This is a genomic window from Rhizobium sp. BK313, from assembly GCF_014193655.1.
GTDB lineage: Bacteria > Pseudomonadota > Alphaproteobacteria > Rhizobiales > Rhizobiaceae > Rhizobium.
Genome location: NZ_JACHZQ010000006.1, coordinates 64,107 through 80,114, shown reverse-complemented (window position 1 = coordinate 80,114; position 16,008 = coordinate 64,107). Strand labels below are relative to the sequence as shown.

The following is a 16,008-nucleotide window of genomic DNA, read 5'->3' as shown; positions in this document are numbered from 1 at the left end:
CCATCCATCGTGTGAAAGCGCAATCTTTTCGGCCGTCAATATATTCACATCTGACGCGGCACTGATCTGTTTGATGAGTGCTGGCCAGTTGTCAACATGGCCTAGCTCCCCGACGGGCGTATGCGCTTGACGAACTCCCAAATTGGCAACGCCGCAACACCTCCGATAATGCCGGCGATATAGCTCGGGATCGGAAACCGAAAGGCCCATTGCCAGAGGAGGCCAACGAGATAGCTCGCGGCAAGCATGGCAATTATGGTGATGATTAGGCGTAGCCAGAGGGGTAGTTTCGTCTCCATAGGTCCATCCATCCCTATTTGGCGTCTTTTATGTAGCGTCGTCTTGGCCCAAGTAGATGACCACGTCGATGCGATAGGACGCTCCCCGCCTCATGGCTATACCATATTCTTGGCATCCTGACCTTCATGAAGATCGGCAAGGGCCACATCCAGGTGCCCGGTGGCTCATTGCAATGGACCGCGCTAGTCCGGCCCGCCATAGGGACGAGCGCTATTCGCTCTTTGCAAAGGAGGCACGCGAATCTAGGTGTTCATTAGGCGCCGCTGATCCACTAAGTAAGCGTCCTTCAACACCAAAGGATCAAAATGTCTGAACATTCGCGCTCGCTGGAGTCGACAAGGCATTGCATATCGGATCGAAAGCCCAAAGGGACCATTATTTACATAGTGGTTGCAGTCGTCGCGGTTATCACCGGGTTGATTTCGGCGCGGCACGAAGCCCCTGTATCACCGGAGCCGCACATTGCGAAACTGGTTCATTAAATAGGCTAGTCGGTCAAGCGATCCATTGTGCCTACGACGAGCAAGCCACGGCCGCCTGAAGCTCTCACGGCAACTGTGCCGAGCTGGCCACGTGGCAGATCCAAAAAGCTGACCGCCCTTCGATTGGTTGCTTACAGTCAACGCCGCCGCTTTCCTCCCGCCGATGTCGGCCCCGAATTCTTCCCAGTGTGCACGTCGGCGCATTTGTGAGCGCCCCGTCGCAGCAAAGCGGCGACATACGCCCCTCTGATTATTCATGGTTTTCTCAAAGTACGTTAGAATAGTTTTTGGGCTCCTCTAACCGAACTATCCCTATGCCGAAGAGTATACGGGTCGGGGCGTGGGAGAACTTGCAGCTAGAAGCCAGCATATCGAGCCGGATTCCGATGTCTTGCAAACGCCTAGCCAGAGATCGCCGCTTTAGGGTCTCCTGCGCAAAACTTTGGCCCAAAGGCAGCCAATTGCCCTGAGCAAAGCCCGTATATCCGGTCATTTTCGGGGTTTGTTACTGTAACGTACTTACAGTTTTCGGCGCCTGCGCTCATGCTTCGCTACAACACTGGGTGAATCGTCACCGGGTGTTCGGCCATGCATTGAGGAGGCTGCGGCGCAGCAAGGGGATCGACGCCTTTTCGACGGCAAGCAGTTCCTCCCAAGGATGGCCACTTCAGACACTTGCATGGAGGGCTCGAGGCAGAAAGCGAATTGCCTCAAGCCATGATCAATCCTGGAGGGGACATGACGATGAAATTATGCCTCGGCTATCTGTTGATGTTTATGAGCGCAATCACGGTCAGCGGGTCGCTGCACGCTGCCGATCTGACGCCGCTTCTCAATTCGGAATCCAAGCCCGTCGCCACCCAAAGCGGGTGGACCTTCACATTCGCGCCGTATTTCTGGGCCGCTGGAATGAAGGGCGATATTGCGCAATTCGGTCTGCCTGAAGTGCACGTCGACGAGAGCTTCAGTGATATTTTTTCGGATCTGGATTTCGCGTTCATGGCGACCGGCGAGGCGCGGTATGATCGTTACAGCATCTTCGGAGACATCATTTATGTGAAACTTTCCGAAGACGCCCACACGCCTAGAGGCATCGTGGCGAATAACATCGAAGTTACGTCGAAGACATTCGCCGGCCTTTTGGGCGCCGGCTATGCGGTCATCGACGAACCGAACGGGCATCTCGACCTGGTTGGCGGCATCAAGGTGTGGTCGGTCGACACCAATATTTCTTTCAACGGCGGCCTTCTCGGTGGCGTTGAGGGCGACGACAGCGCCACATGGGTGGATGCGGTTGCCGGGGTCAGGGGCAACTATTTCTTCACGCCGCACATCTATCTGACCGGCTGGGGTCTTGTTGGCGGTGGCGGAGCGGACATCGACTGGGATGTCGCCGCAGGCCTTGGATACAAATTCAACGACAGGATTTCGGCGATTGCGGGCTATCGCGCCTTGGGGGTCGACTATAGCCACGACAGTTTCGTCTTCAACGTTGTCCAGCAGGGGCCAATCCTGGGGGTCGCGATCCACTTCTAGGGAAACATTGACCCTAGGCCCCGGGGTCAGCGCGCGTACTGGCGCGACAGGGGAGTAGCCTCTTCCCGCCGAACATACGCCTCTGTTGCTCGACCAGCCTCAGCAAGAGGCACTGAATGATGCAGGCAAGCAGCATCCGATGACGGGGCACACCGAGCGGCCGTCCGGATTGACGCCGCTCCATGCAAACGGGGGAGAAACACGATGACCATAACCAGACGCGAATTCGCGAAGGGATCGGCATTGACCGTCGCTCTCGCCGGGTTTGGCTTTAAAAGCGCCGACGCCCAAGACGCGACGCCGGATGAGGCCCGAAAGATCGCCAAGGAAGCTTACATCTACGGCTTCCCGATGGTGGACAGCTACCGCATCCAGTACGCCTATTTCGTCGACACCAAAAATCCCGAATACAAGGGACCCTGGAACCAGATCATCAACACGCCGCGCGTTTATACGCCTGCGGACACGGCGATTCAAACGCCCAACTCGGACACGCCATACTCGTGGCTCGGCCTTGACCTGCGCACCGAGCCCATGGTGCTCACCGTGCCGCCAATTGAGAAGGATCGTTACTTCAGCGTCCAATTCATCGACGCCTACACTTTCAACTTTGCTTATATCGGCAGCCGCACGACCGGCAATGATGGCGGCAGCTTTCTCGTGGCCGGACCTGGCTGGAAAGGCAAGACACCCAAGGGCGTGAAAAAAGTGATCCGCTCGGAAACCGATTTTATATGGGCAGCCTATCGCACACAGCTCTTCAATCCGGAGGACCTCGACAACGTCAAGAAAGTCCAGGCCGGATACAAGGCAGAGCCGCTGTCGAAATTCCTCGGCAAGCCCGCGCCAAAAGCCGCACCTGCCGTTGACTTCATCAAGCCGCTTTCGCCAGAGGAAGAGACGAAGTCGCCGGAGTTCTTCAACATCCTGAACTTCATCCTGCAATATTGCCCAACCGACCCTTCCGAAACCAAACTCATGGCGCGTTTTGCCAAGATCGGAGTTGGGGCGGGCAAGACTTTCGATGTAAGCAAGCTCTCGCCGAAAATGAAAACCGCCATCGATCAGGGAATGGCCGACGCCTGGGTTGACCTCGCTCATCTGGAAAAAGACAAGATCGACACCGGGAAAGTGACCTCGGGTGATCTGTTCGGCACGCGCGCTTTCCTGAAGAACAATTACCTCTATCGCATGGCGGGTGCCAAGCTCGGCATCGGGGGCAATTCGAAGCAGGAGGCGATGTATCCGGTCTATGCCATCGATTCCGACGGGCAGAAGCTGGACGGAGCCCACCAATACACGATGCGCATCGCGGCTGGCCAGCTACCACCTGTGAACGCCTTCTGGTCATTGACCATGTATAAGCTGCCGCAGAGCCTGCTCGTTGCTAATCCAATCAACCGTTACCTCATCAACTCGCCGATGCTGCCGCAATTGGTGAAGGACGCCGATGGCGGTCTGACGCTCTATATTCAGAACGAATCTCCCGGTAAGGACAAGGAGCCGAACTGGCTACCCGCGCCGAAGGGACCCTTCGTTATGGCCATGCGCCTCTATTGGCCGAAGAAAGCAGCGCTTGACGGAACGTGGAAGCAGCCGCCGCTGACGAAGTCGTAGCGGCTAGAAGCAGATCACCAGGCCCGCCGCACGCTCTGTGGTGCCGTTGCCAGGCCAGCAAGCGTCTATTCAGCCGCAGTCGCAAGGCATCCATCGATGATCCCACGGATTTCGGCGCGACAGGAGCCGCAATTGGTCCCGGCGTTCAGCATTTTGCCGACCGCTTCGACGCTGTGGCAGCCATTGCGAACGGCGCCGACGATCTGGTTGATACCGACACCGAAACACGAGCAGACCGTCGCTCCGGGATCCGGGGTGTCGGCACCCGGTCGCCCGGCGACAAGGGCGAAGCGTTTGCGCATGTTGCTATGCGATGCAGACAGTTGCGCGATTGCCCAGTTGCGGGCGACGGCCACCGGCTGACGGGCTAGAAACAAAGCGGCAAGCAGCCTGTCTCCATCGAAAAAAGCAAGACGCAGATCGCCGGAGGTTTGATCGGCATAGCCGAGCGGTTCGACGTCCGGTGGAATATCGAAAGTGGCGCGACACCAATCCGCCCAGTCTTCTGTGGTCTCGTTGAAGGCCAACTCCATTCGCCATCCGCCATCGGCTTTGGCGAGCGCCCAATAGGCAGCTTCCAGCCGTTGCGGCTTCGCCATCGAAACGGCAAAGCCATAGCGCGATGCCCTGAAGGGGCGTGCTGCAACAGCGACATTTTTCGAAGCCGGCTGGCCGGAGACTGGATCGGTCAATGGTGCAACGACGGCGTCGATGCGTGCCTTTGCGGCGAAGTGATCGTTCCAATGCATCGGCACGAACAGGCTGCTACGCGCCTGCCGCTCTGTCACCAGTGCCCGGACGATCACCTTGCCATGCGGGCTTTCGATTTCGATCAAACCGGCGTCGCTGACGCCGATCTCGATCGCATCGCGGGGATGGATCTCGGCGAAGGGCTCGGCGATATGTGCTGACAGCCGAGCGCTTTTGCCGGTGCGGGTCATCGTATGCCATTGATCGCGAATGCGACCGGTATTGAGCGTGAACGGGAATTCCGCATTCGTGCGGTCGGACGCCTGCGCTTTGACGGCCACGAAACGGGCTTTGTGATCGGCGTGAAAGAACCGACCGTCGGCGAAGAAGCGCGTCGCCTGCGGTGCTGATCCCACAGACTGCGGCCATTGGAACGGCGAAAGTGCGTCGTAATCGTCAGCCGCGATTTGTTGGTAAGCGCCGATATCGAAATCCCGGCTGCCGTCATTTTCAAAGCTGGAGAGGGCGGCATGCTCGGCAAAGATATCGGCCGTCGAGGGGAACGAGAAAGCGTCGACAAATCCCATGCGTCGACCCACTTCGGTCATTTGCCACCAATCGGGCTTTGCCTCGCCGGGAGAGGGGAGAAACCGGCGCTGCCGGGAAATCCGACGTTCGGAATTGGTGACCGTGCCATCCTTTTCTCCCCAGCCTAGCGAGGGCAGCAACACATCCGCGTGCCGTGTCGTATCCGTCTGCCGCAAGACATCGGAAATGACGACAAAAGGACAGGCCTTGATTGCCGCTTCGACTGCATCGGCATCCGGCATCGAAACCACCGGATTGGTCGCCATGATCCACAAGGCTTTGACGCGGCCGTCGGCAACGGCGCGAAACATGTCGACGGCCTTTAGCCCGGGCCGTTCGGCAATCGTCGGGGACCGCCAGAAGCGTCGTACACGATCGCGATCATCGGCGTTTTCGATCGCCATGTGAGCGGCAAGCATGTTGGCGAGTCCGCCGACTTCGCGTCCGCCCATGGCGTTCGGCTGGCCGGTCAACGAGAATGGCCCCATGCCGGGACGGCCGATGCGGCCGGTCGCGAGGTGGCAATTGATGATGGCGTTGACCTTGTCGGTGCCGGATGACGATTGGTTGACGCCCTGGCTATAGCAGGTCACCACCTTTTCCGTCGTTTCGAACAGACGGAAGAATTCGCGCAGTTGCATCGCCGGCAGGCCGGTCTTGTCGAGCAGATCACCGAAACTCAGCGCCGAGGCTTCGGCGAAGGCTTCGGAAAAGCCCTCGGTATGGTTCGCGATGAAATTCTGGTCGATGGCAGAACTCTGGGCAAGGCGCGCAAGCAGACCCATGAACAGCGCGACATCGCCGTCCGGGCGGATCGCCAGATGCAGGTCGGCGATATCGGAGGTCATCGTCCGGCGTGGGTCGATGACGACGACCTTCATGCCGGGTCGTGCCACCTTGGCGGCAGCAAGGCGCTGGTAGAGAACCGGATGGCACCAGGCAAGATTGGATCCGGTCAGGATCACCAGATCGGCGAGCTCGATATCCTCATAGGTGCCGGGCACGGTGTCCGAACCGAAGGCACGCCGGTGGCCGGCAACCGAGGACGACATGCAGAGCCGCGAATTGGTGTCGATGTTGGCCGAACCGATAAAGCCTTTCATCAGCTTGTTGGCGACGTAATAGTCTTCGGTCAAAAGCTGGCCGGAGACGTAGAAAGCGACCGAATCCGGACCATGGGCGGCGATGGTTTCGGAAAAACGCCTCGCCATCAGATCAAGAGCATCGTCCCAGCCTGCGCGTTGACCGCCGATTTCCGGATAGAGAAGACGGCCGTCAAGATCGACCGTCTCAGCGAGCGCCGAACCCTTGGAACAGAGGCGCCCGTAATTGGAGGGATGATCGGAATCGCCTTTGACGGACACTTTGCCGTGGTCATCTGTGCTGGCAATGACGCCGCAGCCGACGCCGCAATAGGGACAGGTCGTCTTGGTTTCAGCGGCCATGGAGATGGCCTCCACGGGTTGAAGATGTCGCCAGGCGCAAAACCATCTATTCCGCCGCCATCATCAGGCTATCAAGAGCGATCGATAGCAATCCATCCTCGTTGCGCACCGGTATGGTCCGAACCGAACCTTCATCCGCCCCAAGCGCCTTGCCGGTCTCGAGCGAGATGACCCAATTGTGCAGCGGGCAGGTGACGGCCGCGCCGTGCACGATCCCCTGCGACAGCGGCCCGCCTTTGTGCGGGCAATGGTCCTCGATGGCGAAGACTTCGTTTTCGGCGGTGCGGAAGACCGCGATCTTGCCCTGCGGGGTCTTCACGCAGCGCGCGCCGCGCAGCGGGATGTCCGAGATGTCGCCGATTTCTATCCAGTTCATGTCAATCTCCTCACTCGGCGGCCTGATGGAACCCGACCGTCGCCATTGGCCGGAATTCATGCTTGTCCTTGCCGGAGACGCGCTCCGACCAGGGGTCGACCTGGGCGAATTTCTGGCTGAAGACGAAGCGGTCGTAATAAGCCCTGCGCCTTTCGGCATCTTCCATGATCTGGCGACGGATCTCGTTAAGGCCAATGCGCTTCGCCCATTTGTAGATGCGCTCGAGATAACGGCCCTGTTCCCGGTACATCTGCGTCAGCGCGACGATATGCTCCAGCGCCTCGTCCTCGGTCTTGACGAGGCCGAGAACTTCCGTGCCCTTGATATCAAGGCCAGCGGCACCAGCGAAATGGATCTCGAAGCCGCTATCCACGCAGATGACGCCGATGTCCTTGCAGGTCGCCTCGGCGCAGTTTCTCGGACACCCCGACACGGCCATCTTGAGCTTTGCCGGTGTCCACGAGCCCCACATGAATTTCTCGATGCGGATGCCGAGACCGGTGGAATCCTGCGTGCCGAAACGGCACCAGTCGGAACCGACGCAAGTCTTTACCGTGCGCAGGCCCTTGGCGTAGGCCTGTCCGGAAATGAAACCGGCCTTGCCGAGATCGGCCCAGACGGCAGGCAGGTCTTCCTTCTGGATGCCGAGCAGATCAATGCGCTGGCCGCCGGTCACCTTCACCATCGGAATTTCGAATTTGTCGACGACATCGGCGATAGCGCGCAGCTCGTTCGAATTGGTGACGCCGCCCCACATGCGCGGCACGACGGAATAGGTGCCGTCCTTCTGGATATTGGCGTGAACGCGTTCATTTATGAAGCGCGACTGATAGTCGTCGGCATATTCGTCCGGCCAATCGCACACGAGGTAGTAATTCAGGGCCGGCCGGCATTTCGCGCAGCCGCACGAGGTTTTCCATTCCAGCTCCTGCATGACGGCGGGAATGGTCTTCAACCCCTTGGCCTTGATCAGGCGGCGCACGTCGTCATGGCCGAGTTCGGTGCAGGCACACATAGGCTGCACAGCCTTGGGATTGTAGCTGTCGCCAAGCGTGATCGTCATCAGTTGTTCGACCAAGCCTGTACAGGAGCCGCAGGAGGCGGACGCCTTGGTGTGGGCGCGCACATCATCCAGGGATGTCAGACCCTTGGCGGTAATTGTTGACGTGATTTTGCCCTTGCAGACGCCGTTGCAGCCACAGATTTCCGCATCATCCGGCAAGGCTGCAACGGCCGCCATAGGGTCCAGCGGTGACCCTCCCTGATAGGCCTGGCCGAAGATCAGCGTCTCGCGCATCTCCGAAATATCGGTCGCCTTCTTCTTCAGGTCGTTGAACCAGGCGCCATCTGCCGTTTCACCATAGAGCACAGTACCGATGATACGATTGTTCTTGAGTACCACGCGTTTGTAGACGCCGGCTGCCGCGTCACGCAGGACGATTTCCTCGCGATCGTCACCATCGGCGAAGTCTCCGAGAGAAAAGAGATCGATGCCGGTGACCTTGAGCTTGGTCGGCGTATCGGAATGCACGAAGCCGGCTGTGGTCTCGCCAGAAAGGTGCGACGCGGCGACACGCGCCATCTCATAGAGCGGCGCCACCAGGCCGTAGACCATGCCTCCGACTTCGGCGCATTCGCCAAGAGCCATGATGTCGCCATCGGATGTGCTCATGCCATCGTCGACGACGATGCCGCGGTTGACGGCCAGGCCCGCCTCCTTCGCCAGTCCGACATTCGGGCGGATACCGACCGCCATGACCACCAGCGTGGCGGGAATGACGCGGCCATCATCGAGTTCGATCCCCTCGACCTTGCCGTTGCCGATAATCGCCTTGGTATTGGCCTTGGTGATGACCTTGATGCCGCGTTCCTCGACGGCCTTCTGCAGCAGGTAGCCGGCGGCGGGATCGAGCTGGCGCTCCATCAGCGTCGGCATGACGTGGAGAACCGTCACGTCCATGCCGCGGGCGGCAAGCCCCGCGGCCGCTTCGAGACCGAGCAGGCCGCCGCCGATGACGATTGCCTTTTCACGCGACTGGGCAGCAAGCAACATCGCCTGCACGTCATCGAGGTCGCGATAGGTAATGACCCCCCGCAGCTCCTTGCCCGGAACCGGGATGATGAAGGGCACCGAACCGGTGGCAATCACCAGCTTGTCGTAGCTCTCGATCACACCATGATCCGACGTCACCGTCTTCGCGGCACGGTCGATCGCAACAATCTTGTGGCCCTTGTAAAGCGTGATGCCGTGTTTGATGTACCAGCCATCGCCATGGATGATGATCTGCTCATAGTCCTTTTCGCCGGAAAGCACCGGCGACAGCATGATGCGGTCGTAATTGACGCGCGGCTCGGCGTTGAAGATCGTCACTTCATAACGATCGGGCGCCTTTTCGAGGAGGTGTTCCAGCATGCGGCCGGGCGCCATGCCGTTGCCGATGATGACAAGTTTCTGGGTCATGAGGGGCTCCGATCCAAATTATTGGGCAAAAACGCTGGCGCTTGCGTTCGATGCGTTGTTCCGCTGCAGTTGCCGGATGGAGAGGTGCATCCATACCAGCGAGATCGCGACAATCGCGAAGAGCAACATGAAGCAGCTCGACCAGAGACCGGTCATATCCTTGAGCAGCCCGAAGGCGATCGGCAGGATGAAGCCTCCAAGGCCACCCATCATGCCGACGATGCCGCCGACAGCGCCGACGGCACCGGGATAATAAGCCGGAATGTGCTTGTAGACGGCTGCCTTGCCGAGGCTCATGAAGAAGCCGAGGACGAAGATGACGACGATGAAGATTGCCGGAGTAATGCCGAAGGCCGGAGCTGTTGCGGTGGCGGCCGGCAGCGAGAGGATCAAGGTGGCGAGTGCCGACACCGCCAGCATTGTGTACATGACGCTTCGTGCTCCCTTCTTGTCGGAAATCACCCCGCCGAAGGCACGAAAGATGCTGCCAGGAATGGAATAGGCAGCGGCGATCATGCCGGCAGTCTCGAGGTTGAAGCCGTAGACGCCGACCAGATAGCGAGGCAGCCACAGTGACAGGGCGACGAAGCCGCCGAACGCGAAGAAGTAATAGAGGGAAAAGCGCCAGACCTGCACGTTCTTCAACGGCGCGAATTCCTGCAGCAGGCTCTTGGATGTGCCGCCGCTGTTACGACGAGCGCGGAAGGCCGGATCATCCGTCGTGGTGAACCAGAAGACGATCGCCATGGCTGCAAGCACCAGTGCCCAGATCTCCGCGACAGCCTGCCAGCCCCATGCAATGAGGACGAAGGGGGCTGCGAACTTGGTCACGGCGGCGCCGACATTGCCGGCGCCGAAGATGCCAAGCGCCGTTCCCTGCTTCTCCGGCGGGAAGAAGGGCGAGACGTAGGCAACGCCGACAGCGAAGGAGCCGCCGGCAAGGCCGACGCCGAGGCCGGCGATCAACATCTGCGCATAGGTGTGGGCATAGGAGAGCAGGAAGGTCGCCAATGCGGCGGCCAGCATGGTCAGCGTGTAGACGAGCCGGCCGCCATAGCGGCCTGTCCAGATGCCGAGGACGATGCGGACGAGCGAACCGGTCAGGACCGGGGTGCCGACCAGCAAGCCGAATTCGGCCTCGTTCAGGCCAAGATCCTGTTTGATGCGAATGCCGATGATCGCGAAGATTGTCCAGACGGCAAAACAGATGGTGAAGGCGGTCGTGGAGATCCACAGTGCGCGCTGCGGCGCGTCAGCGGGCGATGGCGGCGTTTGGTCAAAAGCGGGCATAGCTTCTCCGTGCGCGAACAACGTCGCGCCTTTCCTCGGTTCGAATTAAAACAAAAAAGCTGCCGGCCAGGGTTCGCACACGCTGAAAGCGTGTTCGTCAATCCTGATCAGCAGCTTTGCCTGAGACGCCCCACGTTGGACGCCAATCGATGAGCCTTATCGGCCTCAACAACAGCAACGCAAGTTGCATGCCAAATCGAATTTGTCTGGAAAGCCCTGCAATATCAAATGGGGAAAACGGAGACGGTTATTGGTTCAACGACAGAATGGTCAAATCTTGGGCGGCCATTGCTGCGGTGCACATTAATCGTGCAGGGCGCTCAGCCAGCCTCGGCTGTCCTCTGCGCTTCGATATAGGCATCGATCTTGTCCGGATCAAACAGGCCGCCATCGAAGAAGCCATCGGGACCGAGCGTCAGGCTGGCGCCGGTGGAACCGACCGGCGTTTCGACGCGAAGCGCGCCTTCGACCTTGGCACTGGCGCCGGGCAGGGGGACGCCAAGCGGCTGCAACGCCGATCGGTATATGTCCGGTCTATAGGTGTTGCGGGCAATGGTCTCGTTAGCTTCGTCGTGAGCGACCTGGCCCCAGCGCACCATCTGCGTATAGAACCACAGCGCGTGGCTTTTCCATGGAAAGGTTGCCGCCTTGGCGCGGGGAACGAAGAAGTCTTTGACGCTGGTGACCTGACCGCCCCCGACCTGTAGATCGCCGGAAAGGGCCGGCAGCAACCAATCGATGGGGCGGCCGATATAGGCCGGCTTGGCGAGTATCGACGCCAGGCTTTCCCTGTTCTCCGGATCGGAGCACCAGACAGCCGAGCGGTATAAGGCCCGCAGAAGGGCGGCCATCGCGTCGGGGTGATCGTCCGCCCAGCCGGCATTGGCGCCCAGCACTTTTTCCGGGCTGGATTTCCAGATCGCGGCTTTGACCGTTGCCATATGGCCCTTGCCGCTTAGGACACCAGCCGTATTCCACGGCTCGCCGACACAATATCCGTCGATCCTCCCGGCACCGAGCGCATCGGCCATTTCCGGTGGCGGCAGGATGATGATTTCGATGTCGCGATCGGGATTTGTGCCGCAAGCCGCGAGCCAATAACGCAGCTCGTAATTGTGCCCGGAATGGGGATGGACGACCGCGAAACGGAGCGGGCGATCCGCGCGGCTGAGGACGACCCTATGAAGGGCTTTGCCGTTGCGGCCGGCATCGAGGTCATCTGTCGCGCCGGCAGCAGTCATTTCAGCCCAAAGCGCTGACGATACCGTCACCGCGTTTCCACCGAGACCAAGCGCCATCGGCACGATCATCTTCGGTGCAAGCGGGGTCAGCCCGAGATTGCAGGCGATCGGCATCGGGGCGAGCATATGCGCCACGTTGTAACGGCTGACCGCAAGCCGGTCGCGAATATTGGCCCAGGAGACCTCCCGCACGAGCTGGAGATCGATCGCCTCGGCCTCGGCGAAACCCTTTTCCTTGGCGATGACGAGTAACGCACTGTCGAGAAGGGGCAGGAACCCGGCGACGATCTCGTGTTTCTGCGTCATGCATTTTCTCCTGGATCGAGCAGGCCGATCGCGGTTACCAGACTTTGCGCGATGTCTATGATCTTGCGGTTCTGGTTCATGGCCGTCCTGCGCATCAGCGCATAGGCCTCTTCTTCGGAAATGCCCCGCGACCTCATCAGCAAGCCTTTGGCACGGTCGATCACCTTGCGGTTTTCGAGTTCGCCCCGGGTCTCTTCCAGTTCGCGATTGAGGCGCGCGAATGCGTTGAAGCGGCTGATGGCCATCTTCAGGATCGGCCGCACACGTTCCTGTTTCAACCCGTCGACGATATAGGCCGAAACGCCGGCATCGACGGCCGCTTCGATCGAGGCTTCGTCCGAGCGGTCAACGAACATCGCGATCGGCCGTTTTACGGCTCGCGAGAGCTGAAACATGTTTTCGAGCATGTCGCGATTGGGATTTTCCAGATCGATGACGATCACATCCGGATTGATTTCGCTGATCCTGCGGGCGATGCCGTTGATATCATGGACGATCGTGACGTTCTCATAGCCGGCCTCGCGCAATCCGGCCTCGATGATCGACGCGCGAATACGGTTCTCGTCTATGACCAGCACGGCAAGGGTATGAGATTTCATCGTCGCATTTAGCCTCAGGCCCAGCTCCCAGCAACGTTCAACCGCCAGAGCCGCCGTGTGCTTCCTTACGATCGGTTTGCCACAATCGCAAGGGACGACGCTGGCTGTTGCGGCAGTGATACGGGCAGGGGACCCTCCCAAGAGCTTATTTCACCTGCAGCACAGCTGGTGGAGCCCGTGAACCGTCAATGGCCGCTGCCTTGGGACCATAGTTCGCGATGGCGGTGCGGCTGAAGTAATCCGTTCCCCGGCTAACCTGTGAAGCCGCGCGGCCGAGTTTGGCCCCCGCCCATGATCGTGAAGCCCCTCCAACATACTCACGGCTTATTTGCCATTGCAACTGGACGGTTCTTGGACTGGACGACTTATGGCTCGCGAAACGCAATTCACCGCGCTGGCATGTGGCTTCCGTGATATAGTCCTCTGTGGCTTGGAGGAGAGCCACCAACAGACAAGTTCAAGCGCCGGCATTCGACCCAAAGCTCCCCGCCCACGTCCGGCTGATGCCGATGAGACGCGAGCGGCCAAAGGCCGTTTCGTCTGAGTTGCTGCCAAGCCGGACTTGCCCGTCATTTGGCATCGGGTGCCGCTATTGATGGCAAGAACTCAGATCTAAGCAACGACTAACGCTAGAACGACAATTGGAAACGCGACAAGGGAGGATGACATGACGACGGTGTTTGTGAGGCATCCGGTTTCCGACTACAAGACTTGGCGGAAGGTTTATGATGCGTTTGCGCCGGTCCAAAAAGCTAACGGTGTTACGGCGGAGGCAGTTTATCAAGCCGCCGACAATCCCAACGACGTCACCGTGACACACGAATTCGCCACGCTGGAAGCCGCTCAGGCCTTCACCAAGATGGAAGAGTTGAGAAAGGCGATGCAGAATGGGGGAGTAGTCGGCACACCAACAGTGTGGTTCACCCACAAAGTGTAACCTCGCGGGAGCGAAGGAGACGGCGCAGGGGTCACGCTTGTTGCGAGCTTGAGTACGCCTTCTCCGAGGACTTACGTTGGCACACTCCGATCGCAAATTTTCGAGCCGTCGCACCATGATAGAAGGAGGACGGTATGACTGAGACCCGGAAAATAGCAGCGATCCTGGTCTCGGATGTGGTCGGCTACAGCCGGCTCGCCGGCGCGGATGAGGATCGCATTCTGGCGCGCTTGCGGGCGCTGCGCAGCGATCTCATCGATCCGACCATCGCCGTGCACAACGGTCGTGTGGTCAAACGCACCGGCGATGGAAGCCTAATCGAGTTTCGCAGTGTCGTCGATGCGGTACGATGCGCGATCGAAGTTCAAAATGCCATGCTCGAACGTAATGCCGGCGTACCGGCCGAGCGTCGCATCGAGTTCCGCGTCGGTATTCATCTGGGTGATGTTGTCGAGGAGAGCGACGGCGATCTGATGGGCGATGGCGTCAATATCGCCGCGCGCCTAGAAGGGATTTGCGAGCCGGGTCGTATCTGCCTCTCCGAGCAGGCGTATTGGCAGGTCAAGGCAAGACTCGATCTCGCGATCAACGATCGCGGCGCAGTGCAACTGAAAAACATCGCGGAGCCGATCCGGGTCTATTCGCTGCAAGTCGGTGTGACCGCCCAGGCGCAGTCGAAGTCCGCGGAACCAAGGGATCCCACCGAGCCGGAAAAGCCCTCGATGTCGCTCGCGGTACCTGACAGGCCTTCGATTGCGGTCTTGCCGTTCCAGAACATGAGTGGCGACCCCGAGCAGGAGTACTTCGCCGACGGCATGGTCGAGGACATCATCACCGGGCTGTCGCGGATCAAATGGTTGTTCGTCATCGCGCGCAATTCAAGCTTCGTCTACAAAGGGAAGGCGGTGGATGTCAGGCAGGTTGGGCGAGAGCTGGGCGTGCGCTATGTGTTAGAGGGGGGTGTCCGTAAGGCGGGTAATCGATTGCGCATCACCGCCCAGCTCATCGAAGCCGAGTCCGGGGCGCATCTGTGGGCCGACAGATACGATGGCGCGCTGGAGGATGTTTTCGACCTGCAGGACCAGATCACCGACAAGGTAGTCGGCGTCGTCGAGCCGAGCCTGCAGCGATCGGAGATCGAACGCGCTCGGCAAAAGCGCCCTGAAAACCTTGACGCCTATGACCTCTATCTGCGCGCCGTCCCACACATGGCAACCGTCATGCCCGCCGACGCCAAGATCGCTGCCGGGTTTTTGGAGGATGCGCTAGGCCTGGACCCAAACTACGCCGCCGCCCATGCGCGTCTTGCCTGGTGCCACGAGATTTTCTTCACGCGGGGCGGCTTCAGCGAGGCCGACAAGGTCGCCGGGATCGGGCACGCGCGCTCCGTGATTGCGAGCGGCACCGACGACGCGACGGCATTGGCCATCGCCGCTTTTGCGATCCTTATGCTGGGCAAGGATCAAGAAGCGGCGTTGAACGCCGCCGAGCGCGCCCTGTCGCTAAATTCCTCCTGCGCTACCGCACTCTACTTCGGCTCCGTCATCTACGCCTTCGCCGGTCAAGACGCCAAGGCGACCTCCAATGCCGAACGCGCGCTAAGGCTCAGCCCATTCGATCCGATGGCCTTTGCAGCACATTTGGCGCTCGGAACAGCGGCCATCCAGCAGAAGCGATACGACGAGGCGGTATCGCATTGCGCGAGGGCCGCTCAGGCAAATCCACGGTTCAGTACGCTTTATTTCTTTCAGGCCGCTTCGTTGGCGCTCGCTGGCCGCCAGGTGGAAGCACGGCCAGTCGTGCAACGGTTGCTCGAACTGGAACCGGGATTTCGGCTCCATGTGTTCTTCGAACTGGGGATGGTGCGGGCAGTGGCCGACAGGTTTGCAGAAGGCGCGCGCATACTGGGGTTGCCCGAATAGCTTGGCGGCGGTGGAGCGTCCGCTGACAAGCTGGACTGTGGATCCCGGACACCAAGCCGCTCTTCCCTAATCTGCGACGGATTGGTGTTCGGATCCGATGCACCTTAGCCCAGGACTTCCTGCTCCCGAATGTCCAGATGTGGCGCATGGTTGCGGCTAGCCACCCGTTGCATGAAACGGCGGTTGGGGCATTCGCTACCTAATACCGCAAATTTGTA

The 16,008-nt window shown here is 59.7% G+C and carries 11 protein-coding genes; 4 read left to right on the top strand and 7 right to left on the bottom strand.

Features of this window, described 5'->3' with window-relative positions; all coding sequences use genetic code 11:
• Positions 1-101: 101 nt before the first annotated feature.
• Positions 102-299 carry a hypothetical protein gene (locus FHT86_RS26765; protein ID WP_133710168.1) on the bottom strand — a complete coding sequence of 66 codons (198 nt, stop codon included), beginning with the start codon at positions 297-299 and terminating at the stop codon, positions 102-104.
• Positions 300-1,553: 1,254 nt separating this feature from the next.
• Between FHT86_RS26765 and FHT86_RS26760 the strand changes: the two genes are divergently transcribed.
• Both FHT86_RS26760 and FHT86_RS26755 read left to right on the top strand, forming a co-directional pair.
• On the top strand, positions 1,554-2,318 hold the full coding sequence (locus FHT86_RS26760) for a hypothetical protein (protein ID WP_246779705.1): 765 nt from the start codon (positions 1,554-1,556) through the stop codon (positions 2,316-2,318).
• 204 nt (positions 2,319-2,522) lie between these two features.
• On the top strand, positions 2,523-3,935 hold the full coding sequence (locus FHT86_RS26755) for a DUF1254 domain-containing protein (RefSeq protein WP_133710169.1): 1,413 nt from the start codon (positions 2,523-2,525) through the stop codon (positions 3,933-3,935).
• Positions 3,936-4,000: 65 nt separating this feature from the next.
• Here the strand turns inward: FHT86_RS26755 and FHT86_RS26750 are convergent, their stop codons facing one another.
• From FHT86_RS26750 to FHT86_RS26725, 6 genes are all read right to left on the bottom strand, one after another.
• Positions 4,001-6,658 (bottom strand): nitrate reductase, encoded by a 2,658-nt coding sequence (locus FHT86_RS26750; RefSeq protein ID WP_133710170.1) that lies wholly within the window; start codon positions 6,656-6,658, stop codon positions 4,001-4,003.
• Between the two features lie 46 nt (positions 6,659-6,704).
• Positions 6,705-7,034: a nitrite reductase small subunit NirD gene (nirD, locus tag FHT86_RS26745; RefSeq protein WP_166656946.1), complete on the bottom strand. Its 330-nt coding sequence runs from the start codon at positions 7,032-7,034 to the stop codon at positions 6,705-6,707.
• Positions 7,035-7,044: 10 nt separating this feature from the next.
• Positions 7,045-9,495: a nitrite reductase large subunit NirB gene (gene nirB, locus FHT86_RS26740; RefSeq protein ID WP_133710171.1), complete on the bottom strand. Its 2,451-nt coding sequence runs from the start codon at positions 9,493-9,495 to the stop codon at positions 7,045-7,047.
• A gap of 18 nt (positions 9,496-9,513) precedes the next feature.
• Positions 9,514-10,785, bottom strand: a complete 1,272-nt coding sequence (locus FHT86_RS26735) for an MFS transporter (protein WP_133710172.1) — start codon at positions 10,783-10,785, stop codon at positions 9,514-9,516.
• A gap of 320 nt (positions 10,786-11,105) precedes the next feature.
• Positions 11,106-12,332: a CmpA/NrtA family ABC transporter substrate-binding protein gene (locus tag FHT86_RS26730; RefSeq protein ID WP_133710173.1), complete on the bottom strand. Its 1,227-nt coding sequence runs from the start codon at positions 12,330-12,332 to the stop codon at positions 11,106-11,108.
• Entirely contained in the window at positions 12,329-12,931 is a 603-nt protein-coding gene (locus tag FHT86_RS26725) for an ANTAR domain-containing response regulator (RefSeq protein ID WP_133710174.1), read from the bottom strand. Before FHT86_RS26725 ends, FHT86_RS26730 begins: the two co-directional genes overlap by 4 nt.
• Positions 12,932-13,598: 667 nt before the next feature.
• Between FHT86_RS26725 and FHT86_RS26720 the strand changes: the two genes are divergently transcribed.
• Positions 13,599-13,868, top strand: coding sequence for an antibiotic biosynthesis monooxygenase (locus FHT86_RS26720; protein WP_133710175.1), 270 nt, complete (start codon positions 13,599-13,601; stop codon positions 13,866-13,868).
• A gap of 134 nt (positions 13,869-14,002) precedes the next feature.
• On the top strand, positions 14,003-15,790 hold the full coding sequence (locus FHT86_RS26715) for an adenylate/guanylate cyclase domain-containing protein (protein WP_133710176.1): 1,788 nt from the start codon (positions 14,003-14,005) through the stop codon (positions 15,788-15,790).
• Positions 15,791-16,008: the final 218 nt, after the last annotated feature.

What these genes read in the sequence shown, in the direction of transcription:
- FHT86_RS26765 (WP_133710168.1), bottom strand. Translation starts at nt 299, where the DNA reads ATGGAGACGAAACTACCCCTCTGGCTACGCCTAATCATCACCATAATT.
- FHT86_RS26760 (WP_246779705.1), top strand. Translation starts at nt 1,554, where the DNA reads ATGTTTATGAGCGCAATCACGGTCAGCGGGTCGCTGCACGCTGCCGAT.
- FHT86_RS26755 (WP_133710169.1), top strand. Translation starts at nt 2,523, where the DNA reads ATGACCATAACCAGACGCGAATTCGCGAAGGGATCGGCATTGACCGTC.
- FHT86_RS26750 (WP_133710170.1), bottom strand. Translation starts at nt 6,658, where the DNA reads ATGGCCGCTGAAACCAAGACGACCTGTCCCTATTGCGGCGTCGGCTGC.
- nirD (WP_166656946.1), bottom strand. Translation starts at nt 7,034, where the DNA reads ATGAACTGGATAGAAATCGGCGACATCTCGGACATCCCGCTGCGCGGC.
- nirB (WP_133710171.1), bottom strand. Translation starts at nt 9,495, where the DNA reads ATGACCCAGAAACTTGTCATCATCGGCAACGGCATGGCGCCCGGCCGC.
- FHT86_RS26735 (WP_133710172.1), bottom strand. Translation starts at nt 10,785, where the DNA reads ATGCCCGCTTTTGACCAAACGCCGCCATCGCCCGCTGACGCGCCGCAG.
- FHT86_RS26730 (WP_133710173.1), bottom strand. Translation starts at nt 12,332, where the DNA reads ATGACGCAGAAACACGAGATCGTCGCCGGGTTCCTGCCCCTTCTCGAC.
- FHT86_RS26725 (WP_133710174.1), bottom strand. Translation starts at nt 12,931, where the DNA reads ATGAAATCTCATACCCTTGCCGTGCTGGTCATAGACGAGAACCGTATT.
- FHT86_RS26720 (WP_133710175.1), top strand. Translation starts at nt 13,599, where the DNA reads ATGACGACGGTGTTTGTGAGGCATCCGGTTTCCGACTACAAGACTTGG.
- FHT86_RS26715 (WP_133710176.1), top strand. Translation starts at nt 14,003, where the DNA reads ATGACTGAGACCCGGAAAATAGCAGCGATCCTGGTCTCGGATGTGGTC.